Here is a 22,432-nt window from a genome sequence, read left to right as displayed (position 1 = left end):
CCTACTTATAGACAACGGCATTGGTCTATGCCAATGTTGACCCCGCTGGTCTGAACATTTGGCGGAACCACTTCCGAAGACCATAACTTTCCACGGAACCAAGGACAAAGATGTCGATCACGGACTGCCCCGAGCTAAACCCGGCGGAGCGTCCTTCGCAGTTTTCAACATTCTGGCTAACCTCGGGTTTATGTTTGTCCAAAAGTTCGCACTCCAAACGAAGGGCCTTCAGTTGAAGGAAATACAGCGAAAGAGCAGTGAATTGGCGGAAGTCCTGTGACTCCCGCAGTTCTTGGCCTTCACCTAGGCGGCTCCAAGACCCACGCCGTCCGCTCCGACGCAGCGCAGGGCGACATCGACGCCCACAGGGGCGCCGGCGTCGAAATCACTGAAGCCAGCGCCAACCTGTCCTCCGTAGGGCACCAAGGGGCTGACGCCGTGCTGCGCCGGATCGCTGCAAGCGTGGGCGGCGGAATCGAGGCCGTATGTGCCGGTGCCGCCGGAGCGGATACGCCGGCGAGTCGCGCTGTCCTGTCAGCCCTGCTTACGGAACATTTCCCCGGCGCCAGGATCGACGTCGTGCATGACACCCGAATCGTGCTGGCAGCTGCCGGTCTCGACGTCGGAGCTGTGGTAGTTGCCGGGACCGGCTCCGTGGCGTGGGGCCGGAATCGTGACGGGCGGGAAGCCCGCAGCGGAGGCTACGGATATCTGCTGGGTGATGAAGGCGGCGGCTACTCGGTGGTTCGCGATGCCGTCCGCGAGGCTTTGCGCGAGTATTACGCCGGGCTGGAACCGGGCACGCTGGTCAAAGCCTTGATGGCGGCGACGGCCAGCGCGGACGCTTTGCAGCTTATGGACTCCTTCTACGCCAGGCCCGAACCTGACCATTGGGCCGGTTTGGCTCCCCTTGTGTTGGATTTGGCGGCGGAGGGCGATCCGGCTGCGTTGCGTATTCAGGCCGAGGCCGCGCATTCGCTGGCAACGCTGGCGCGCCAGGTTATGGGTGAGTTGGGATTGGACCTGCCGTTGGTGATGGCCGGTGCCCTGTTGGTGAATCAGAGCCAGCTGGCCGGCGCGGTGGCACGCAAGGTTTCCTTGGAAGATCCGGCCTCAATCCGCATTTTGGCCCAGCCTCCGGTCCATGGTGCGGTGGAATTGGCCCGGCAGTTGATCGGAGTCTGAAGCCTGCTGCCGCGGCTTTGATGGGACAGGTGATCGCTGCAGTCAAGCGGAGTACTCTGGACTCATGCCTCTCACGAGCGGTGGTTGGTAACAATGACGCGGGCCAGGCGGCGGTGGCTGCCAGCTCTCTTGCTTCCCTTTGCCCTGGCGATTGCCGTGGTGTTCGGCGCCGTCCAAGCGGGTGCCAGCGTTTCGCTCCCGCCCAAGAGCGCCGAAGAAATCGTTGCGATGATTGCGCGCACTGAAGTGCGGGCGTTGTCCGGCACTGTGGAGCAGGATGCCGGGCTGGGGCTTCCCGAGTTACCTGCGTCGGGTCAGGGCGCTGTCCCGGGTGCTGCTTCTGCCTTGGAATTCCTGACCGGATCCCATACGGCCCGGGTCTATGTAGATGGTCCACTCAAGGCACGTTTGCAAATTTTGGACCAGATGGCTGAACGCGACGTGGTTATCAATGGCGGCGACGCCTGGTTCTACAATTCACAGGACAACAGCGCCACGCATCTGACCGTGCCTGCGCCGGAGATGCCCGCCCAGAACATCCCGACCCCGGAGATGCCGACCCAGGAGATCCCAACCCCGGAAGCCATGGCCGGGCGCTTCCTTGCAGCCATTGATGCCGGCACGGAGGTCACTGTTGCTGAGGCTTCATCCGTCGCGGGCCAAAGTGTCTACTCTTTGCTCCTCAACCCGCGCAGCACCGAAACCCTGGTTGATTCGGTGAGCATCGACGTCGACTCCGAAACCGGTCTGCCCCTGCGTGTCGAGGTGCGGGCCAAAGGCCAGGCCGAACCAGCTTATTCACTTGCTTACACTCAACTGGACCTTTCCCGGCCGGATCCCGCGCTGTTTGCCTTCACCCCGCCGCAGGGGGCAACTGTCACTGAGAAGGTAGTGCCGGCGAAGCCGGATAGGCCGACGCCGGACGGCCCGCCCGCTCCGGAAGCCCAAGCCACCCCGGGCCACGGCTCCCCCGGTGATGACTCCCGCAGTCATGGAGTGACCGTCACAGGGCATGGTTGGGATTCCGTGATCGCCTTGCCTGCTGGTTCTGCTCCGGCTGAGTTCACGTCCAATCCCCAGCTGTCCCAGGCCCTGCAGCCTGTTGACGGAGGCCGGGCGTTGACGACGTCGCTGCTGAGTGTTTTGATTCTCGACGACGGCCGCGTCTACGCCGGAATGGTGCCTTTGGAACGGCTCCAGTCAGCCGCTGCCGCCCGGTGAATGAATCCCGGACGGCCGCCGCTGCTGGTGCCACTGAGCGTATGGCTCCTGTCCGGTCCTCTGTCCTCGCGATAGAAACTCACGGACTGGTGAAGCGCTTCGGCCACCGGTCCGCCGTCGACGGCATTGACCTCGCTGTGCCGCTAGGCTCGGTGTTCGGCTTCCTGGGACCGAATGGTTCGGGGAAGACCACCACCATTCGGGTGCTGCTTGGCCTGGCTTCGGCGACCCGCGGGGACGTCCGCGTTCTTGGCAAGGAAATGCCGCGAGCTTTGGCTTCTGTCCTTCCGGAAGTTGGCGCGTTGGTGGAAGGCCCTGGTTTTTACCCTTTCCTGTCGGGTACGGGAAACCTGATGCGCTTGGATGCCGCCGACCCCCATGCATCGTCCTCGACCAGGCGGCAACGCGTCTACGAGGCCCTTGAAAAGGTTGGGCTCAGCCATGCGGCCGGAAAGAAGGTCCGCGCTTACTCTTTGGGCATGAAGCAGCGCCTCGGCTTGGCCAACGCGATGCTCAGGCCGAGGGTCCTTCTGGTTTTGGACGAGCCAACCAATGGTCTGGACCCCCAGGGCACCCGTGAAGTCCGCAACTTGGTTCGCTCCCTCGCCGCTGGGGGAACCACGGTGTTTGTCTCCAGCCATCTGCTTGCCGAGGTGGAACAGATGTGTTCCCACGTGGGCGTGATGAGTGCCGGCCGCCTGGTGGCTCAGGGGCCCATTGAGGAGCTGAGGTCTGCCGGTCAGGCTCATGTTGTAGTGCAAACGCCCGACGTCGACCTGGCGTCCCGAGTCCTGGCCCGCCTGGGCCTGGTTCCCGGCGAAGCACCCGGTATGGGCAGCCCTTGGGGAACCACTGCGGTGTTGGGCACCGGGATCAACGGTCGTGCTCCCGAGGAGATAGTGGCTGCATTGGTTGCTGACGGCGTACGAGTCCGTGGCTTCACAGTGGAGCACGCGAGCTTGGAAGAGCGATTCGTCTCCCTGACCGGGGAGGGGTTCGGCGTTGTCGGCTAAGACTGCTGGTCCTTCCCCGGAGAGTGCGGTGCGTCCAGGCCTCGGATGGGCGCTCCTGGGCTCGGAGTTGCTCGTGCTGTTCCGTCGGCTCCGCACGTGGGCCATGCTGATCGCCCTCGCTGCCGTGCCCATCCTGATCGCCGTGGCCGTCAAGTTATCTTCCCGGCCCACCGCTCCCGGCCGCGGGCCGCTGTTCCTGGACCGCATCACCCAGAACGGCCTCTTCGTCGCCGTCACAGCGTTGGTAGTGTGTGTCCCCCTATTCCTGCCACTCACAGTTGGGGTGGTGGCCGGGGACACCATTGCCGGGGAGGCGAGCCTGGGAACCTTGCGGTACCTGCTCCTCGCTCCCGCAGGGCGGATACGCCTGCTGCTGGTGAAGTATGCCGGGGCCGTCGCTTTCTGTTTCGCCGCTACCGCCACTGTGGCCGCCTCCGGCGCCCTGGCCGGCTTCGTGCTTTTCCCTGTAGGTCCGGTGACTTTGCTGTCCGGGGACACCATCAGCGTTGGCGAGTCGGCGTGGAGATCCTTGCTGATAGCTGCCTACATCACGGTTTCCCTGCTGGGACTCTCCGCTATCGGTCTGCTGATCTCCACCTTCACGGACGTGCCGGTGGGGGCCATGGCTGCCACCATTGTGCTCTCCGTGGTGTCGCAGGTGCTCGACAACCTGCCTCAGCTTGAGTGGCTGCATCCGTGGTTGTTCAGCCACCACTGGCTGGGCTTCGCGGATCTGCTGCGCCAACCCATCTCATGGACATCGTTCGGTGAGAACGCGCTCCTTCAAGCCGGGTACATGGCGGTGTGCGGCGCGCTGGCCTATGCAAAATTCTCCAACAAGGACGTCTTGTCGTAGCTTTGTCGTAGGCTCTTCCCATGGCCAGATTCTTTGACGTGCACCCGGAAGATCCCCAACCACGCGCCATCGGCCAAGTGGTGAACATGCTGCAAGGCGGCGGCCTGATCGCCTACCCTACTGACTCCTGCTATGCGCTTGGCGCACAGATCGGCAACAGGGAAGCCCTGGATCGCATCAGGTCCATCAGGCAACTGGACGATAAACACCATTTCACCCTGGTGTGCAAGGACTTCGCCCAGATGGGGCAGTTCGTGATGTTGGACAACGACATCTTCAGGAGCATCAAAGCTGTCACCCCCGGCAGCTACACCTTCATCCTCCCGGCCACCCGGGAAGTTCCCAAGCGCCTTTTGCACCCCAAGAAAAAGACTGTGGGTGTGCGCATCCCGGACCACCGGGTGGTCCAGGCACTCCTGGCCGAGCTGGGCGAACCACTGCTCTCCAGCACACTCCTGTTGCCGGATGAGGAAGAACCACTCACCCAGGGCTGGGAAATCAAGGAACGCCTGGACAATCAAGTGGATGGCGTGATCGACGCCGGCGACACCGGCTCGGAGCCCACTACCGTGATCGACTTCTCCAGCGGAGTGGCCGAAGTGGTGCGGTACGGGACAGGCGATCCCTCGCGCTTCGAATAGGAATCAGCGCTTCCTGTAGCGGCCGTTCACCGGAACTGGAAGCGGCACCCCGAGTTCAGGGCGACCTGCGCGACCCCCGTCATTTCCAACGCCAGAGCCGACGGCTGGGACGAGACCGGCTGAGGTGGGTACGCCACGAAAATGGACAGTTGGCGGCTACCGTCCGCACTGCTGATGGAGACACTTCCGTAGCCGGGAATGTCTCCGGCGTGGCCGTAGTACGAGCCATTGGTGCAGCGGTCATCCCAGTGGTCCAGGCCGAGGCCATAGTCCGCGAACACTGTCCCCTTCATGGCGATAAGGCTCGCCGGGGACAACAACCGGCCCCTCAGCAGAGCAGCATGGAATACCGGGATGTCCTCAGCGGTGGACACCAGCCCGCCAGTGGAGATTCCGGCCGGGACTGTAGTGCCCGTGACGTCTACGGCTTCTCCTTTCAGCAGCACGTATCCGTGGATGAGGTCATCCGGGGCTGCGGCGTTTGGAGCCAGTATCTCCGTGGAACGGAGATTCAGCGGCGTCAGGATGTCGGTTCGAAGAACGGTCGCCAACGGCGCACCCCGTAACTGCTCCACCACTTGGCCGAGCAACAAATAGGCATCTGACCCGGCCGCAGCCGCCACGTCAGCAGGCGGGACATCGAACAGGTCATCATCGTCTCCGAGGAGCTGCCGGATTGTCACCGGGCTATCCGCCGCGAAGGATCCGGGAAGGTAAGCCGAAGCGGGGTCCTCCAATCCGAGCCGGCCCTCTTCCACGAGCTTCATGACAGAGACAGCCAGGAATGTACGGTACTGCTCACCCACAGGAAAACGGTCTCCCGGCTGGACCGGAATACGTCTGTCGCGGCTCCGGACTCCTTCTGCGAGCATCCACTCCTGCTGGCCGACCTTCGCTTTAATAAGCACAGCCGACGCCCCATCTTCGAGCTTCTCCCGCGAGAAGAGCTCAAGAGTGGCACGCAGCTCTTGAAACGCAGGGCTGACCGTAGCACTCTCCATGGGCACTGGAGCAGGTGTCAGCGTGGGTACGGCCGGAGGGTCCGTCGTCGAAGATTGAGCTGGTGCCTGCCGGGACGGTGAGGCGGTGGAGGGCTGAATCGGCGACGGCTCGGGGGTTGCAGTGCACCCGCCAAGGAACAGGCCGCACGCGAGTGCGGTGGTCAGGCTGCCTCTGGCTGGACATCGCGGCACATGCGCTCCCGGTTCACTATCTCCGGCTTACTCCTCCGGTTTGCGTGCCCGGCTCGGCTGAACGCGCATGGGCTCGCCCGGCATCTTGGGGAATTCCGGTGGGAAGGGCATTTCGCCCTGGCCGTTCTTGACGTCGCGCTCCCACCACGTCAGCAGGGCATCGATGTCTCCGGGGTGATCGTGCATGGACGCCCAAGGGTCGCCTACCTTGGCCAGGCGGTTCGGGACTGTCCTGATGGTGTACTTCGCAGGATCGGCGTTCTCCAGTTCGTCCCAGGTCAAGGGGCAGGACACCTGGGCTGTGGGTACTGCTCGGGGGCTGTACGCACCGGCAATGGTCCGGTCCCTGTTGGCTTGGTTGAAGTCCACGAAAATCCTGGTTCCGCGTTCCTCCTTCCACCAGGCTGTGGTGACCTTCTCCGGCATGCGCCGCTCCAATTCGCGTCCGGCAGCGATCACTGCGTGGCGGACATCCAGGAATTCATGCTTGGGATGGATGGGCGCGTACACATGGAGCCCACGGTTTCCGGATGTTTTGATGAACGCCGTGAGCCCGGCGTCTTCCAGCACGGAACGCAGTTCCAGTGCGGCCGGGATGGCGTCGTCGAAATCCGTGCCGGGTTGGGGATCCAGATCGATCCTGAGCTGATCCGGATTGTCGGAGTCGTTGGCCCGGGACGCCCAAGGGTGGAAGACCACTGTATTCATTTGCGCTGCCCACACTGCAGCCGCCGGTTCGTCGATCACCAACTGGGGATGCGAACGCGCGCTGGGGTATGTCACTGGTACGGAACGGACATACTCCGGGGCTCCCTTGGGCGGGTTCTTGGAGAAGAACATTTCGCCGTCAATGTTCCCGGAGTATCGCTGGAGGCTGATGGGACGGTTCCCATTGGCCGTGACAAAGGCTTCCCCGACGTCAATGAGGTACTTGGCCAGGTCCAGTTTGGTCAGGCCTGCCTCAGGCCACATCACCCGGCTTGGACTCGAAATCCTGACCTCGCGGGGGCCGTGAGGTCCAGGGACAGTAACGGTGGTTGCTTCGCTCGCCATGGCCACAAGCTACCCCGTTTAAGCCTTGCGCGTCAGCACCCGGCGGCTTTTGGCGTGGTGGGTAATGATGGTTGCATGCCAAACACTGAAACATCCGAGACCATCGCTGTCGGTGAAACTGAGGTTTCCGCCCTCCACGTACGGCCCGAGCGGCCCCTTGCCACTCTGGTGCTGGCCCACGGCGCCGGAGCAGGAATGGAACACCCGTTTCTGCAGGGTTTTGCTGAGGCGATGGCCGCCGAAGGCGTGGCCACTTTGCGTTTCAACTTCCCCTACCGGGAGGCCGGCCGCCGTTTTCCGGACCGTCCGCCACTGGCCATAGCCACGTGGCGGGCAGTGATGGACGCAGCGACTGGACTCAGCGAAGGGGAGCCCCTGTGGGCGGCAGGTAAGTCATTCGGTGGACGCATGGCGTCCATGGCAGTGGCCGAGGGCATGCCCGCACGCGGCTTGGTGTACCTTGGCTATCCGCTCCATGCCCCGGGCAAGCCGGAGAAATTGAGGGATGAGCACCTCTACGGCGTTACGGTGCCCATGCTCTTTCTCCAAGGGACCCGCGACACTTTCGCAACACCGGAACTGCTGGAGGCAGTAGTGACCAAGATAGGCCCGAAGGCGACGCTCCAGTGGGCAGAGGGCGGGGATCATTCGTTCGCGGTCAAGGGTCTAAAGCGTGGCGCGGCCGAGGTAGGGGCATCCCTGGCCCCCGCAGTCGCGGCCTTTCTGCGGGCAAACGCCTAGACCTGCTTCGGCAAAGGTTCATGACGAAGGAAGGACCGGCGGAAGCGGCCGGTTCCTGCCGTGAGGGCGCGGAGTTCAATGGCGTACCGCAGGAGCTCCTTGTCCGGCACTTCGGCGGTGATTTCCGTTCCCTCTCCGTCAGCGGCAGTGGTCCCGGTCACCCGGCCCCGGCGGCCCGACAGATCGCTCATCACCGCACCCACGTATTCGTCGGGAACGCTGACAACAACTGACGAGACGGGCTCCAGTAATTGGATTTTTGCAGCTGCCGCAGCTTCCCTCAGGGCCAGCGCCCCGGCAGCCTGGAATGCTGCGTCGGACGAGTCAACGCTGTGGGTCCTTCCGCCCACCAGCGTCACCTTGATGTCCACTATGGGGAATCCCGCTGACACGCCCTTGAGCATTTGGGAGCGGACACCCTTCTCCACGGACGTGACAAACGTCCCGGGAATGGCACCGCCCACGATTTTGTCCGTGAACTCAAAGCCGCCACCGCGATCCAATGGCTCCACCTCGATGTCGCAGATGGCGAACTGCCCGTGGCCACCGGATTGTTTGACGTGCCGTCCATGTCCGGTGGCTTTGCTGGCGAAGGTCTCCCTGAGCGGGGTGATGACGTCCACGGTCTGAAGCTTGACGCCTTGGTTGCGGAGCCTGTCCAGCACCACTTCGGAGTGGGCTTCGCCCATGCACCACAGGATGAGCTGGTGCGTGTCCGGGTTGCGCTCCAATCGAAGAGTTGGGTCGGCGGCGGCCACTTTGCCGATGCTCTTGGCCAGCGCGTCCTCATCACTGCGTGATGCCCCTTCTATGGCTACAGGCATCAAAGGCTCGGGCATGTTCCAGGTCTCGATGAGCAACGGCGTCTCCCGGCTGGAGACAGTGTCCCCCGTTTCAGCACTGGCCAGTTTGCTGATGGCGCAGATGTCACCGGCAATGCACTGTGGGACCGCTTTGAGACTCGAACCCACAGGCGAGTAGAGATGCGTGATGCGTTCATCGGCGTCGTGGTCCTCGTGGCCCCTGTCCGCCAAACCCCTGCCGCCGATGTGAATGGAGGAATCTTCCCGAAGGGTCCCGGAGAAGACCCTGACCAAGCACACTCGGCCAAGGAACGGATCTACGGTGGTCCGCACCACCTCAGCGGCCAAGCGCCCGTCGGGCTCGCATTCCAGGGGCTTCAATGAGGAACCGTCGAGCTTCATCACGGCAGGGGCGCTCCGCTCCAGCGGCGATGGCAAAGCTTCGGTCAACAGTGCCATGAGTTCGGAAAGACCAAGGCCTGTTTCGGCCGAACTCGGCATCACGGGGAAGAAGCTCCCCCGGGCCACTGCCGTTTCAAGATCGGTGATCAGGTCCGCAAGCGGCAGTTCTTCGCCGCCAAGGTAGCGGTCCATGAGGGTTTCGTCCTCGCTTTCAGCAATGATTCCTTCGATCAAGGGTTCCCTGGCCGCTTCCAGGTCCGAGGCCGGCGTCAGGTCCTCAGCCTCAGTGCCGTGCAGGACGCCGATGAGTCCGGCGTTGCCCACAACTGGGAGGTACAGCGGGAGGACCGACTCTCCGAACGCTTCCTGGCAGCGTCCGACGGCGGCACTGAAGTCGGCGCGCGGATGGTCCAGTTTGCTGACTACCACTGCACGCGGCATCCGGATCTTCTCGCACTCGCCCCACAAGGCCACAGTGGCACCGTCAATGCCCTCAACAGCCGACACAACAAAAAGGGCCGCATCGGCGGCCCTCAAACCTGCACGCAGTTCGCCGGCGAAGTCGGTGTAGCCGGGGGTGTCGATCAGGTTGACCTTGATGTCCCCGACCAAGATCGGGGCAACGGCCAAGGTGACCGAGCGTTGTTGATGGACCGCGGAGGGGTCCGAATCACTGACGGTTGTCCCTTCACTGATGGACCCCATCCTGGTAATGGCACCTGTTGTGGCCAGCAAGGCCTCCACCAGCGTGGTCTTCCCGGCACCCGAATGTCCCACCAGGGCAACATTCCGAATTTTTGCCGGACCGCTCGCGGCCATCACAGCGACGTTTTCGCCGCGCTTGGCATCTGTGGTGCCGGGGCCTGGCCCCTTGGCCGTTTCGCGCGTCCCCTTCGTGGACATGGGCACCTCCTGGTGTTGCATCCCGGCACGAAGTCCGAACACATCCAGTTCGAACGTTAAAGAGGATTGGACACCCTCAAGCGACCACAGGGCAAGGCCTCGCAGTAACCGAAGCAGGACAACCGCCGTCGGGGCCCGTCCCAAGGCCGTCACCGGGCTAGACGGTGAGCATTCCCCACAACAACCAGACGGATGCGAGGGAGCATCCGACGATCACCACCGTGAAACCTGTCAACCAGACGAACGCCGGGACGCCGGTGGTGCGGCCCAGGATGAAGGCGTCGGACGCGGCAAGGCGGTCGCGGCGTCTGGTGTGCACACCGGCCAGTTTAAACAGATCCCTGACGCCGCCCACCGACAGTGCCACGCCGAGCGCCAGCACTACGTAGTTCACCGCTGTGGGCGTGCCGAACAGGATCAGAACTTGGGCGATCGCCGCACTCAACACCGCCACAAGAATGCCGGTGAGATTCCTGAGGAAGATGAGCGATACGAGCAGGATCAAGGCACCAACAGACATGGCTGCGCCGGATCGGCCGGCAGCGAAAGCGGCGATCAAGGACAACCCGACCACCGCCGGCGCTGGATAGCCCCAGAAGCCGGACCATGCTGCCCCGAAAGCGCTCCGTCCGCTGCTGACAAGACGCCCCGAATGGTCAAGCCCTATCCGGAGCCCGTGGACAAAACGCCCCGTCATCAGTGCGGCGTACGCGTGTCCGAGTTCGTGAACGAAGGTGACGTACAAGCCGAACCACCTCCACGTGGCACGCGGAATGCTCAGGACCACGGCGCACGCGAGGATGCCCAACAGGGCAGGTAACGGCACAGCTGTGGTGTGGGTGTCAGTGAAGCCTCGGGTTACCGCGGCCCACCAGTCTTGCGCCAAATTCACTGGACTTTCAGCCTCACAGAACGCTTGACTGAAGACGGGAATGCAGTCCGGCGATCAGGATCTCAAGGCCGAAATCAAAGGCTGCCTCGCCTCGCTCCTCTGGAGGACCCGCCTGGGCCAAGGCGTCAGTGAGGGCTGGGTAGCCCTGGGCAGGCGGCGCCCAGACGACGTCGGGAGCCGCAAGGTCCAAGGCAAAGCCCAAAGCGAAGCTGTCAATGGTGGAGATTGCCGACATCACGTCCCGGCCGCGGAACCCTGCGGCTTCCAGGGCCACGGCCAGGTTCTCGTAGAGGGCCATGACCTGATCATCCTGAACAGTTTGGAGCACCAGCAGTGGCGCGAGTTTTGGATGGCGGGCGAAGGCATCCCTGTAGCTCCGGACAATGGCACGAAGGGACGCCTCCCAATCCTGCTCATCCTCCAGAGCATAGGGGCTCTCGGAGATGATCCGGCCGCGCATGAGCTCCAGGATCTCCTCCCGCCCGCTGACGTGGTTGTAGATGGAGGACTGGCTCACGCCAATCCGCTTGGCCAGTTTGGGCAGGCTGAAATCTCCTGCCTCGTCCACCAGCTCAAGGGCGGCGGTGACGAGCGCATCGATGGATATCAGCGGGACCAGCGGGCGTGCCATACGGGTGTCTCCATTCAAGGTTGTTGTTACGACTCTAGCCAGAACTTTGCTTCAGGGTATTGTGCCGGGCGTCACAAGGACTTACGATAAACGAAAGCCTTTCGCTTAACGTTTGGCTCCTGTGAATCTCCCCTCCCCAAACACCCAGAGGATCCCCATGTCTGACCTCGAAACCCGACCTCCGGCCGCAGACGCCGGTAACGGGCTCAAAAGAAATGCCATAGGCACCGGCGGTATCGCCTTCCTGGTGATCTCCGCAGCGGCTCCCCTGACAGTGATGGCCGGCGTCGCACCTGTCGCCATTGGCGTCGGGGGCATTGGCGCCCCCATGGGCTACGTCATTGCCGGTGCAGTCCTGCTGGTCTTCGCCATCTCCTTCATGGCCATGACCAAACACGTCAAAGCAGCCGGTGGTTTCTACACGTACATCACCTTGGCCATGGGTAAGACGGTAGGGCTGGCCTCAGCAATCCTGGCGATCATTTCCTACAACTGCCTGCAAATCGGCGTCTACGGATTGTTTGCCGTCCAAACCCAAGCCATGCTCGGCGCCCTCTTTGGCTTGGATGTGCCGTGGCCCGTAGTTGCCTTGGTAGCCATCGCGGCCGTCTGGTTCCTCGGCTACCGGGGCATCGACGTCGGCGCGAAGGTCCTTGGAGTCCTGCTCATTGCCGAGACCGCGATCCTGGCCATCATGGGCTTCGGAATTCTTGCACGCGGCGGCGCCGAAGGCATCAGTTTCTCGTCGTTCTCCCCCGAACATGCCTTCACACCAGGTGTTCTTGCGATCCTGGCTGTCTGTTTCGCTGCCTTCATGGGCTTCGAATCAACCGTGCTGTACCGACGCGAGGCACGGAATCCGGACACGTCGGTTCCACGGGCTACCTACATTGCCGTGGGTTTCATGTCCGTGTTCTACGCCTTCATTGTATGGACCGTCATCCAGGCTTACGGCGACGGAAACGTGGTGGATGCTGCCGGTGAACTGGCGGACGGCATGTTCTTTGCCACCATCAACCAGTACGTAGGCCCATGGGCCGAAGTGGTCATGTACGTGCTGATCGTCACCAGCGTTTACGCCTCCCAGCTTGCCTTCCACAATGCCATCAACCGTTACGTGTACATGCTCGCCAAGGACGGCGTGCTCCCTGCGTTCCTTGGCAGGACCCACCCCAAGTACAAGTCCCCCCACCGGGCCGGTCAGATTCAGACCATCTTGGCCGCCGTCGTCATCATCATTTGCGCCATCGCCGGCGCTGACCCGTACAAGCAACTGCTGATCTGGGTCAACACGCCGGGCATTTTCGGGATTGTGGCACTGCAGGGACTGGCGTCCGTTGCGGCGTTCATCTACCTGCGGCGCAACCCGGCCGCAGCTACCAACCGCCTGCTTATTCCCTTGTGCGTGGCCTCGGCCGTCCTGCTGTTTGGTGTGGTGGCATTGATCGCCATCAACATCGAGCTCCTCACCTTTGCCGATGCCCTGACCAACACCATCCTGCTGCTGGTCACGCCCATTGTTTTCCTTATAGGCCTGCTGATTGCCCGCAGGCTTCGCACCACCCGCCCTGACGTCTTCGCCCGGATTGGAAGCTTCGAAACCCATGACTCCTGACCTCATCATTTTTGCCGACACCATTCACACCATGGATCAGATACTTCCTGAACAGCCTGTCCAGGCCGTCGCCATCAGCGGCGGGTTGATTGCCGCCGTCGGGAGCCGCCAAGATGCCAGAGAGTGGCAGCACGCGGACACACGTGTGGTGGACCTGGGGAACGCGACTCTCACGCCGGGATTGGTGGACTGCCATATCCACCCGGTGTTCGGCCTGGACCTGACTATCGGCGTCGACCTCGCCAGCGCTACGTCTCTGGAGGAAGTCCTCACACTTCTCGGGACAGAAGCAGGGCACCTTCTCCGCACAGAAGCAGGGCACGACGGCGGCTGGTTGCGTGGATGGGGACTGAACCCGAACGCTTTCGGCACAGTACCGCTGCACCGACGTGTGCTGGACAGAGTCTCCGGCGATCAGCCTGCGTTTATCCGCTTGTTCGATGGACATTCAGCGTTGGCGAACAGCCGAGCACTGGAACTGGCCGGAATCCATGGCAGTGTGGAATTCGACCAAGCCTCTGAGGTGGTCTGCGACGCAGACGGTGTTCCCACCGGCCTCCTGCTGGAAGCCGCAGCCATGGAGTTGGTCCAGCGCCATATTCCGCAAGAGTCCTTTGCCCAACGCAAAGCGCGGCTTGGCGAGCTCTTGAGGGACTTCGCCCGGGCGGGACTTACCGACGGTCACATCATGGACCACAGCGCCGAATCTGCCGAACTCTTCCAGGCGTTGGAGGCCGAGGGCGAACTCCCGATGAGGCTGCGGGCAGCCCCCTGGTGCATGCCCGGAAGCGGTGAAGCCGACTGGAAGGAATTGGCCCGCAGCATAGGTACAGGCGGGCGCCGCTGGTCCATTGAAGCGATCAAACTCTTCGTCGATGGCACCGTGGACAACGGAACAGCCTGGCTCTATGAACCCGATGTGCGCGGCCAGTCCACTGCGCCGTTCTGGCCGCGGCCGGAAGAATACTCCGCTGCCGTCCGCTACTTTGCCTCCCGCGGCGTCCCGACCGCGACGCACGCAATCGGCGATGCCGGAGTTGACCATGTGTTGGAGGCGTTGGAATCCCTGCGCCACGAGGTACCTGCCGACGTTCTGCGGGGTGCCGTCCACAGAATTGAGCACATAGAAACCGTCCCGGATGAACTGGTGGCGCGTTTCCAGGGCGCAGGAGTAGTGGCGAGCATGCAACCCACCCATTGCACCCATTACTCGTTGGCCGATCACAGCGACAATTGGTCCACCCGGCTTGGGCCTGAGCGGGCTTCCAGGGCTTGGCGCTGCAGGGATCTTCGAGACGCAGGAGTGACGTTGGGTATCGGCTCGGACTGGCCGATCGCACCCTTCAACCCGCTTCCCATCATGGCGGACGCCCAGTTGCGCCGGAGATCGGGAAATCCGGATCAGCAACCCATCGCACCCTCCCAGGCACTCACCGCGCTTCAGGCCTTGGAGGGCTACACCTCCCACGCGGCCAAAGCTGCCGGGCTGTGGGACGTATCGGGTTCCATCACGGTGGGCAAGCGGGCTGACTTCACTGCTTTCGAACTCGACCCCTTGACCACTGCCCCGGACGAGTTTGCGGCGAGCAGCGTCCTGGGCACTTTTGTGGATGGCGAGATCCAGTTCATGCTGGAACGGCTCGCTTAACGTCTTCCTGAGCAGGCCCGGAGCAGGGCGTCTGACTACATTCGGTTCTTGGTCCTGGCTGTAGCCGGTGCGGTCCACGGGTCTTCGGGCCAGGGATGCCTGGGGTAGCGCCCACGCATCTCTGCCCGGACCTGGAAGTAAGGACCGGACCAGAAGGACGCGAGATCATCTGTGACGGCCAATGGCCTTCCGGCCGGCGACAGCAAGTGAAACAGCACGGGGACCCTGCCGTCCACGAGATGCGGTGTGCGGTCCCAGCCGAAGCATTCCTGAAGCTTGACCGCCACTACCGGGCGGCCGTCGTCGGGACCAGCACCGTCGTGACCCTCAGCGCCGTCATCGGTACCGCGCTCCAGGACCTCGGGATAGTCGATCCGGATACGCGAACCGCTCGGCACTTCCAGTCTCTCCGGCACAAGGTCCTCAAGCCGCGCTGCTTCCGGCCATGGGAGCAGGCGCCTCAAGGGGTCAACGAGGTTGATGGAACTTACGGGAGCGCCGGACGCCATAGCTTCCAACTCCGGGCCCAGCCATTCCTCCAGCCTGGATAGCAGCGCGGCCTCCCGGACGTCAGGCCACGGACTCCCGAGCTCGCGGTGCACCATTCCAAGGCGCCGGCGCAGGGCATCGGCAGCAGTTGACCAGCCGATCGTGGACAATCCGGACTTTTCCAACGCCCTGGACACTGCGTGTCGTCCGGTGTCTGCGGTGGGGCGAACGGGCGTGGAAGACAACACAATAGCGCCGAGACTCCGTTCCAGCCTGGCCATCACCCGGCCTTGGTGGAACTTCGCCTGCACCTCCTCCGTGAGGAGGCCGGGCGCGGCGTTCAGCGCCAGTTCGGCTGACAACGGTGCGGCAGAACGGATGACGGCGCCCGTTCCCGCGGCATCGCGTCCTTGCGCGCGGGACACCTCAGCCACGGCAAGCCAGTCATGCCCGGACAATGAACTCCCGGCAGGGAGGCCGGCCCGCGTCCCGGACGAGAGCAAGTACGTGGTGGATCCATCGCCGGGTACGCGCCTGGCTATACGGTCCGGGAAGGCCAGCGCCACCACAAAGCCGGGCGTTTCCCTTGCCGTGACATCCGCGGCAGGCCGGGAATGAGCGGCGACGGCAGGCTCCTGACGTACCCGGGTTTCCTTCTCCACCAGCGCCTCCATCCGCTTGACGTCTTCGGCGAAACGACGGGCAGCAGGGTCTGACCCCGAGCGGAGAATGGCTAACAGCTTTGTAAGGTCGGCGCCGGGCGCTCTCTGGTCACCGGCCACCAGTGCCACTGTTTCGGCGGTTGCGCGCTGACCCACCATCGCTGATCCGTCCAGCAAGGCGCGGGCAAGCCGGGGGTCGGCAGGGATTCGGGCCAAAGTCTTGCCCACGGCGGTAACAGTTCCGTCCCCAGTTACGGCGCCCAGTTCACGGAGGACTTCCACGGCGTCGTTCATGGCAGCGGAAGGCGGTGCGTCCGGGAGCTTCAAGCCGAAACCGCCCGGGGAGCCCCAGCACGCAAGGACCAAGGCAGCGCTGGTGAGGTCCGCAACGGAAATTTCGGGCGTTTGGTGTGCGGGCGCCGCGGCAAAGGCTTGCGGGTCGTAGCAGCGCACCACCGTGCCCGGCCCCTGACGCGCTGCACGGCCTGCACGCTGATCTGCCGACGCGCGGGAACAAGAGACGGTCACGAGTCCTGACATGCCGCGGCCGGCATCCCTTCGTGGTTCCCTTGAAAGTCCCGAGTCAATGACCAAACGGACGCCGGGAACCGTGAGGGACGATTCCGCCAAGGACGTGGACACAATGATCCGAGGCGACCCGCCCGGCTCGCGGCCGGAGACGGCTCGGTCCTGGGCTTCCGGACCGATCTGGCCGTGCAACTCAAGTACCTCCACACCGGGTGGCAGCTGGCCGCGAAGGCGAGTGGCGACGTCGGAAACCTCCCGGGCTCCCGGGAGGAACACCAATGCGTCTACCTCGGGGTTTTGGCCCAGGGCTGTTGAGTAGGCCGCTGCCGCCGTGCCGGCAACGTGCTCAAGGAAGCTCCGGGACACTCCCCGGGCGTCCAGGCGATGGTCCCGGGCGGGAGCCCACTGTACTTCCAGCGGATACAGTGCTGACGGGCAGTCGACCACGGGAGCCGGCCCAGCGTCGTCGAGCCCTGTTCCGCCCGCTCCCAGTAGTGCTGCAAAACGGGGGGCGTCGAGAGTGGCGGACATCGCCACCAGCGTCAGGTCACCGCGCAACTCGCGGACCTCCGCGAGCATGCCCACCAGAAGATCCGTTTCCAGTCCCCGTTCGTGGACCTCATCCAGGACCACGGCATGAACGTCCTCAAGCCCCGGGTCAGCCAGAAGACGCCGCAAGAGAATGCCCGGCGTAACGAATTCCACCACGGTGTCCTTGCTGACTTTGCTTTCACCCCGGACGGTGTAGCCCACTTTGCCACCAAGCCTGCTTCCGTCCAGCGAAGCCAGTCGCCGTGCGGCCGAGCGTGCGGCCACACGGCGGGGTTGGGTGACGACGACGCGTGGCCGGCCCGGGTTTTGTTCGGACACGAGGTTGGCGAGCAACGGCGGAACCAATGTGGTTTTACCGGTGCCCGGAGGCGCCTGAACAACTGCCGTTCGACCAAGCACAGTGCCGCCGTCGGCCTGGTTGGTCAGGGCGGCAGCAAGGTTCGCGAGGGACTCAGCGAAAACCAGCCCCGTACCTATGGTGTCCAGTCTGAAAGTCACCAGACCATTGTCCCTGCTGCGTGGTAGTGGAAAGGCCACGCCCTATACGGGGCGTGGCCTTTCATCTGGTGCTGCGTTCCTAGCCGATGGTGGAGGCGTCAATGACAAAGCGGTAGCGGACATCCGAGGCAAGAACGCGCTCGTAAGCGTCGTTGATCTTGCTGGCCGGGATGACCTCGATCTCTGCGCCAAGGCCGTGCTCCGCGCAGAAGTTCAGCATTTCCTGGGTTTCGCGGATGCCACCGATCGCGGAACCGGCGAAGCGACGACGGCCCATGATCAGCGAGAACACGTTCACCGGCAGGGGCTCAGCCGGCGCGCCAACGTTGACCAAAGTGCCATCGAGGGTGAGCAACTGCAGGTACGCGCTGATGTCGATCGAGGCGCTGACGGTGTTAATGATGAGGTCGAAGGTGCCCGCGAGTTCCTCGAAGGTGGAGGGATCGCTGGTGGCGTAGTAGTGGTCGGCACCCAATTTGAGCCCGTCTTCCATCTTTTTCAGCGACTGCGAAAGCACGGTTACCTCAGCACCCATGGCGTCGGCAATCTTCACTGCCATGTGGCCAAGTCCGCCAAGACCTACTACGGCAACCTTCTTGCCGGGGCCGGCACCCCAGTGGTGCAGGGGTGAGTACGTGGTGATGCCTGCGCACAGAAGCGGTGCGGCGACGTCGAGGTCCAAACCTTCCGGAATGGTCACGACGAAGTCTTCATTCACCACGACGTTGCTGGAATAGCCGCCCTGGGTGATGGTGCCGTCGCGGTCAACGGCGCCATAGGTGCCCACGTTTCCCTTGAGGCAGTACTGCTCTTCTCCGGCCAGGCAGTTCTTGCACTCCTTGCAGGAATTCACCATGCAGCCGACGCCAACACGATCGCCCACCTTGTGCTTGGTGACGTCCGAGCCGACCTCGGTGACTATTCCGGCGATTTCGTGGCCAGGAGCCAAAGGATACTGCTGTGGGCCCCAGTCGCCCCGCACCGTGTGGATGTCAGAGTGGCAGATACCCGCGAACTTGATGTCAATGTGGACGTCGTTCGGGCCCACCTCGCGACGTTCGATGGTGGTCAGGGTCAGGTCGCTTGTGGCTGAGGGGGCAGCATAAGCGTTAGCGGTAGGCATGTTTCTCCTGCGTGGTTCATTTCGTTGGATAACTCCATCTAACCCTGATTTCCTGAGTGGAAGGAGTTACTGCTGTTAGGGGTATTGACAGGGACTCCCTTAGCGGGCCAAAAGTTTTACCGTTGAAGCATGGACAACCGGACTGAGACGCGCGACTTCCTCTCCACGCGTCGGGCGAAGATCACACCCGAGCAGGCAGGATTGGCTGCCTATGGTGGCAACCGCCGTGTCCCGGGGCTGCGTCGCGGTGAAGTGGCCATGCTGGCCGGAGTTAGCGTGGAATATTACACCCGCCTGGAACGGGGTAACCTCGCGGGCGTCTCTGAAAGCGTCCTGGAATCATTGGCGAACGCCCTGCAGCTCGACGACGCCGAGCGAGCCCACTTGTACGACCTCGCCCGTGCGGCGAGCGACGGAGGCAGGTCACGACGCCGGCCGGTCCGGAAGCAGGCCATCCGCCCTGGCGTTCAGCTCACCCTGGATGCGATCACCGGGTCACCCGCCTTCGTCCGCAACGGCCGCTTGGATCTCATGGCGGCCAACGCCCTGGGCCGGGCTTTGTACTCGGACATTTACGACAGTCCTGCCGGGCCGCCCAACCACGCCCGGTTCCTTTTCCTCGATCCTCGCAGCCATGATTTCTATGCGGATTGGGAACGCGCGGCCAACGACACCGTGGCAATTATGCGTACAGAAGCAGGCCGTGATCCGTACGACCGCGGCCTCAGCGACCTGGTGGGTGAACTGTCCACCCGCAGCGAGGAATTCCGGGTCCGCTGGGCCTCTCACAATGTCCGCCAGCACTTCACGGGCAAGAAGCACTTCCGTCATCGGATAGTGGGCGACCTGCATTTGCTGTACGAAGCACTCGAGCTGTCCGCCGACGCCGGAATGACCCTGACGGTGTACAACGCCGAGCCGGGCACCGGCACGGACGACGCTTTGACATTGCTCGCGAGCTGGGCGGCGACGACTCTCACAAGCCCTGAGGACTCGGGGCTCCTCCGGGACATTCAGAACAAGTAATCCATCAACTTCATAAGGAATCATGGAAATCTCTCCCAAGACCACCAGCACAAAAGGACCCGCGGAGCTTTTTACGGGTGACGTCTACTTTGATGTCATAGTGAAGGGTGAACCGCCCTCGCAGCTCAGGGTAAACATCGTTCGCTTCTCTCCGTGCTCACGGACCGCGTGGCACACGCACGCAGCGGGGCAAACACTGCATGTCACCGACGGCGTTTGCTTGGTGCAGGCGCGCGGGGGTGAGGTGCAAGTGGTTCAGCAGGGTCAAACCATCTACACGCCCCCTGGTGAATGGCATTGGCACGGCGCAGCTCCGGACCACTTCATGAGCCACTTGGCTATATGGGAAACTGCCGGCGCCACGGATGGTTCTGAAACGACGTGGGGTGATTTGGTTTCCTACGAGGAGTACGGATACCCGGAGTGATCGAGGTTGATCGTTTGCTCATGGCGCATTGACTATGCTTTTTGGACGCGCAACTATGGGGGGGAAGCGCTTTCCGATTCGACTCATACCAATGTGGAGCAACGACGTGAATTCCCGGCACGGCCTTAACTACGACTACTCCCCTTGGACTTTCTGGAGCTCAGCAACACCTGCAGAACGCGCGGCTCAGCACGAGTACCACCAGCGCTTTGCCGAACGGTCCGGAGTCAGCATTGGTGAGCGGGCTTTCCTCTCCCCCCTCGCCAACGTGGATCCCGATGCACTCGCTCTTGGCGCGGATTCTTTCATCGCGGCCCACGCCTACATCACGGGTTCCATCACCATGGGCGATGACTGCACAGTTAATGCGTTCACCGTGATTCGAGGCAACATCACCATGGGTAACGGTGTCAGGATCGGCGCCCACACCTCCATTCTCGGTTTCAACCACTCCATGGAGCCTTCCAAACCAGTCTTCAAGCAGTTACTCACCAGCAAGGGCATCACCATCGGCGACGACGTCTGGATTGGTTCGAACGTAGTGGTTCTTGACGGCGTCAGGGTTGGCTCGCACGCCGTGCTGGCTGCCGGGGCGGTGGTGACCAAGGATGTCCCTGAATGGACCATAGTGGGCGGAAACCCTGCGCGGCGGATCCGGGACAGGCGTGACTCGACCATCCCGGCAACTGCTGGCGAGGGGCCGTTCGACGACGGGTTGCTGGCTGAGCTGGCGGCCTTCGCCAACGCTGCACGCACCGATGCTCCAGCCATTCTTTCGCGAAGTTGGTCGTCCGCAGCAGGGGGCTTGTACGTGGACCGGCCAGGTGTTGCGCCCACCGTCAGGGCGCACTGCGACGCCATTGAAATCGCGGACTTGCTCTTGGGTTGCGTTCCTCCGCAATTGTCAGTGGACGAACACGTGGCACGACTCCACAAACTCCAGGACCCGGTGACGGGTTTGGTTCCTGAGTTCGAATCCGGCCCCAGCGATTTTTCGAGACTCACCTTCGGCACTGGCCCTGCTACCTACCACGTGCTCTCCGTCGGTCATGCGCTGGACCTTGCCGGCAGTGGCTTCGAGCATCCGATCCACGCCATTGCTGACATGGCTCCGGCGGCGGTAACGGCATCGCTGGATGCTCTGCCGTGGCGGAAGGAAGCATGGGAATCAGGGGCGTGGGTGGACGCCTGGGGTACAGCCGCATACTGGAACCTCTCGCAATCGAATCCCAACTTCCCCGGTTCACTTGAAGCTCTCTTCGGCTGGTTGTTGACCCGTGTCAGTCCTTCCGCAGGAACATGGGGCACCCCCACGGCGGATAATCGTCTGAAGGTAGTCAACGGGTACTACCGGCTGACGCGGGGCACGTTCGCCCAATTCGGTGTGCCGGTTCCTCACGTTGAGCGGCTGGTAGACACAGTTTTGGAACACTCGGCGGACCCTCGCTACTTCGCCCCCGGCCGGCAGAACGCCTGCAACGTCCTGGACGTAGCGCACCCCCTCTGGCTGGCGTCCAAGCAGACCACGCACCGCCGGGAGGATGCCAAAGCATGGGCTCGGACTCAACTCAAGCACGCACTCGAGCGCTGGCGGCCCGGCGAGGGGATGGCCTTCAGCGCTGCACCGTCAAGCGGTGAAGGCAACATCCCCAGCCTCCAGGGCACGGAGATGTGGCTGGCAATCATCTGGTACCTGGCTGACCTTCTTGGGTGCGCCGAAGCCCTCGGCTACCGGCCCCGGGGCGTCCACCGACCTGAACCTGCCTATTCGCTGCCGACGCTATAGCCATCTGATCGCCGGGTTTCCCGTGACACGCTCGTAAACCAGGCGCTTGTAAACGAGGTGGGTAGGCGCAGAACAATGCGAGGGCCAATATTGTCTGACCCCCATGAGAAGTTTTATGCATGGGAGTTATCGGGCAGATTGTGGCGAGCCGGGCGGGCTCGCAGCGCGCCTACGCGTTGCTGCTTCAACGACCCCTGGCCTCTTCCAGTGGGCCTGCCCCGGCGCCCGCGTTTGAGCACACGACGGCGGCAGATACCCTCGCGGGTACCTCCGGAGACGCTGAGCTGCTTTCCGGATTGGAGTCATGGAGCGGATCATTGAGAGGCAGCGCCGGCGAGGGCGTCGGCTCAGGATTCGTGGTGCCTGGCATGCCCGGGGACCCGGCGGCAGGTATCCACCACACGGCTCCCCTTCAAAATGCCGGCCAGCGTATTCCCGGAATGGTGGACGTGCCGCTGGCGCAGGCGGATGAAGCCTTACGATCGTTGCGATCGATGGCGGCCGGTGAGGTGCGGTTGTTGAGGTTTGTTGAGGCTGCTGATTT

Annotated in this window: 18 protein-coding genes and 1 pseudogene; 12 read left to right on the top strand and 7 right to left on the bottom strand. The window is 63.0% G+C overall.

Annotated features, from left to right (window positions below; all coding sequences use genetic code 11):
* Positions 1-276: 276 nt before the first annotated feature.
* From J7I86_RS15320 to J7I86_RS15300, 5 genes are all read left to right on the top strand, one after another.
* Positions 277-1,185 carry a BadF/BadG/BcrA/BcrD ATPase family protein gene (locus J7I86_RS15320; protein ID WP_214821168.1) on the top strand — a complete coding sequence of 303 codons (909 nt, stop codon included), beginning with the start codon at positions 277-279 and terminating at the stop codon, positions 1,183-1,185.
* Positions 1,186-1,314: 129 nt separating this feature from the next.
* On the top strand, positions 1,315-2,406 hold the full coding sequence (locus J7I86_RS15315; RefSeq protein ID WP_286179848.1) for a DUF2092 domain-containing protein: 1,092 nt from the start codon (positions 1,315-1,317) through the stop codon (positions 2,404-2,406).
* A 41-nt stretch (positions 2,407-2,447) separates the two neighbouring features.
* The gene (locus tag J7I86_RS15310; protein WP_286179847.1) at positions 2,448-3,419 is read left to right on the top strand and encodes an ABC transporter ATP-binding protein; all 972 of its coding nucleotides are present in this window, start codon (positions 2,448-2,450) and stop codon (positions 3,417-3,419) included.
* Positions 3,409-4,275, top strand: coding sequence for an ABC transporter permease (locus J7I86_RS15305; RefSeq protein WP_214821165.1), 867 nt, complete (start codon positions 3,409-3,411; stop codon positions 4,273-4,275). Before J7I86_RS15310 ends, J7I86_RS15305 begins: the two co-directional genes overlap by 11 nt.
* Positions 4,276-4,295: 20 nt before the next feature.
* Complete coding sequence (locus tag J7I86_RS15300; protein ID WP_024820974.1) at positions 4,296-4,916, top strand: L-threonylcarbamoyladenylate synthase; 621 nt, start codon at positions 4,296-4,298, stop codon at positions 4,914-4,916.
* A 26-nt stretch (positions 4,917-4,942) separates the two neighbouring features.
* Here the strand turns inward: J7I86_RS15300 and J7I86_RS15295 are convergent, their stop codons facing one another.
* Together J7I86_RS15295 and ligD are read right to left on the bottom strand one after the other, a co-directional pair.
* Positions 4,943-5,917, bottom strand: a complete 975-nt coding sequence (locus J7I86_RS15295) for a serine hydrolase (RefSeq protein WP_286179869.1) — start codon at positions 5,915-5,917, stop codon at positions 4,943-4,945.
* Positions 5,918-6,136: 219 nt separating this feature from the next.
* Positions 6,137-7,162: a non-homologous end-joining DNA ligase gene (gene ligD, locus J7I86_RS15290; protein WP_214821163.1), complete on the bottom strand. Its 1,026-nt coding sequence runs from the start codon at positions 7,160-7,162 to the stop codon at positions 6,137-6,139.
* Positions 7,163-7,237: 75 nt separating this feature from the next.
* Between ligD and J7I86_RS15285 the strand changes: the two genes are divergently transcribed.
* Entirely contained in the window at positions 7,238-7,903 is a 666-nt protein-coding gene (locus J7I86_RS15285) for an alpha/beta family hydrolase (protein ID WP_214821162.1), read from the top strand.
* Here the strand turns inward: J7I86_RS15285 and J7I86_RS15280 are convergent.
* The 3 genes from J7I86_RS15280 to J7I86_RS15270 form a co-directional block, all read right to left on the bottom strand.
* Complete coding sequence (locus J7I86_RS15280; protein WP_214821161.1) at positions 7,900-10,011, bottom strand: elongation factor G-like protein EF-G2; 2,112 nt, start codon at positions 10,009-10,011, stop codon at positions 7,900-7,902. The two genes, J7I86_RS15285 and J7I86_RS15280, sit on opposite strands and share 4 nt — an antisense overlap.
* A 157-nt stretch (positions 10,012-10,168) precedes the next feature.
* Positions 10,169-10,903: a M50 family metallopeptidase gene (locus J7I86_RS15275; RefSeq protein ID WP_214821160.1), complete on the bottom strand. Its 735-nt coding sequence runs from the start codon at positions 10,901-10,903 to the stop codon at positions 10,169-10,171.
* A gap of 13 nt (positions 10,904-10,916) precedes the next feature.
* Positions 10,917-11,534, bottom strand: coding sequence for a TetR/AcrR family transcriptional regulator C-terminal domain-containing protein (locus J7I86_RS15270; RefSeq protein WP_214821159.1), 618 nt, complete (start codon positions 11,532-11,534; stop codon positions 10,917-10,919).
* A gap of 157 nt (positions 11,535-11,691) precedes the next feature.
* On the opposite strand from J7I86_RS15270, the gene J7I86_RS15265 reads away from it, so the two are divergent.
* On the top strand, positions 11,692-13,149 hold the full coding sequence (locus J7I86_RS15265; protein ID WP_214821158.1) for an APC family permease: 1,458 nt from the start codon (positions 11,692-11,694) through the stop codon (positions 13,147-13,149).
* Positions 13,139-14,797, top strand: a complete 1,659-nt coding sequence (locus J7I86_RS15260) for an amidohydrolase (RefSeq protein WP_214821157.1) — start codon at positions 13,139-13,141, stop codon at positions 14,795-14,797. The genes J7I86_RS15265 and J7I86_RS15260 overlap by 11 nt, the downstream gene beginning before the upstream one ends.
* Before the next feature lie 35 nt (positions 14,798-14,832).
* Here the strand turns inward: J7I86_RS15260 and hrpB are convergent, their stop codons facing one another.
* Entirely contained in the window at positions 14,833-17,526 is a 2,694-nt protein-coding gene (hrpB, locus tag J7I86_RS15255; protein WP_214821156.1) for an ATP-dependent helicase HrpB, read from the bottom strand.
* 79 nt (positions 17,527-17,605) lie between these two features.
* Entirely contained in the window at positions 17,606-18,649 is a 1,044-nt protein-coding gene (locus tag J7I86_RS15250) for an NAD(P)-dependent alcohol dehydrogenase (protein WP_214821154.1), read from the bottom strand.
* 129 nt (positions 18,650-18,778) lie between these two features.
* Between J7I86_RS15250 and J7I86_RS15245 the strand changes: the two genes are divergently transcribed.
* From J7I86_RS15245 to J7I86_RS15230, 4 genes and pseudogenes are all read left to right on the top strand, one after another.
* The gene (locus J7I86_RS15245; protein WP_214821152.1) at positions 18,779-19,675 is read left to right on the top strand and encodes a helix-turn-helix transcriptional regulator; all 897 of its coding nucleotides are present in this window, start codon (positions 18,779-18,781) and stop codon (positions 19,673-19,675) included.
* A 22-nt stretch (positions 19,676-19,697) separates the two neighbouring features.
* Complete coding sequence (locus J7I86_RS15240) at positions 19,698-20,102, top strand: cupin domain-containing protein (RefSeq protein ID WP_214821150.1); 405 nt, start codon at positions 19,698-19,700, stop codon at positions 20,100-20,102.
* 91 nt (positions 20,103-20,193) lie between these two features.
* Positions 20,194-21,888, top strand: a complete 1,695-nt coding sequence (locus tag J7I86_RS15235; RefSeq protein WP_286179846.1) for a DapH/DapD/GlmU-related protein — start codon at positions 20,194-20,196, stop codon at positions 21,886-21,888.
* A 119-nt stretch (positions 21,889-22,007) separates the two neighbouring features.
* A pseudogene (locus tag J7I86_RS15230) lies at positions 22,008-22,432 on the top strand (hypothetical protein); the annotation flags it as partial.

Origin of the sequence: Arthrobacter sp. ISL-95, from assembly GCF_018613695.1 — a bacterium.
In the GTDB taxonomy this organism is placed as follows: Bacteria; Actinomycetota; Actinomycetes; order Actinomycetales; family Micrococcaceae; genus Arthrobacter.
The sequence above is the reverse complement of the archived record's forward strand: the minus strand, read 5'-3'. Positions and strand labels throughout refer to the sequence as shown.

Coding starts and splice junctions, on each gene's coding strand:
- J7I86_RS15280 (WP_214821161.1), bottom strand. CDS start 10,011: ATGTCCACGAAGGGGACGCGCGAAACGGCCAAGGGGCCAGGCCCCGGC.
- J7I86_RS15260 (WP_214821157.1), top strand. CDS start 13,139: ATGACTCCTGACCTCATCATTTTTGCCGACACCATTCACACCATGGAT.
- J7I86_RS15300 (WP_024820974.1), top strand. CDS start 4,296: ATGGCCAGATTCTTTGACGTGCACCCGGAAGATCCCCAACCACGCGCC.
- J7I86_RS15285 (WP_214821162.1), top strand. CDS start 7,238: ATGCCAAACACTGAAACATCCGAGACCATCGCTGTCGGTGAAACTGAG.
- J7I86_RS15295 (WP_286179869.1), bottom strand. CDS start 5,917: ATGGAGAGTGCTACGGTCAGCCCTGCGTTTCAAGAGCTGCGTGCCACT.
- J7I86_RS15245 (WP_214821152.1), top strand. CDS start 18,779: ATGGACAACCGGACTGAGACGCGCGACTTCCTCTCCACGCGTCGGGCG.
- ligD (WP_214821163.1), bottom strand. CDS start 7,162: ATGGCGAGCGAAGCAACCACCGTTACTGTCCCTGGACCTCACGGCCCC.
- J7I86_RS15265 (WP_214821158.1), top strand. CDS start 11,692: ATGTCTGACCTCGAAACCCGACCTCCGGCCGCAGACGCCGGTAACGGG.
- J7I86_RS15270 (WP_214821159.1), bottom strand. CDS start 11,534: ATGGCACGCCCGCTGGTCCCGCTGATATCCATCGATGCGCTCGTCACC.
- J7I86_RS15250 (WP_214821154.1), bottom strand. CDS start 18,649: ATGCCTACCGCTAACGCTTATGCTGCCCCCTCAGCCACAAGCGACCTG.
- J7I86_RS15310 (WP_286179847.1), top strand. CDS start 2,448: ATGGCTCCTGTCCGGTCCTCTGTCCTCGCGATAGAAACTCACGGACTG.
- J7I86_RS15235 (WP_286179846.1), top strand. CDS start 20,194: ATGTGGAGCAACGACGTGAATTCCCGGCACGGCCTTAACTACGACTAC.
- J7I86_RS15240 (WP_214821150.1), top strand. CDS start 19,698: ATGGAAATCTCTCCCAAGACCACCAGCACAAAAGGACCCGCGGAGCTT.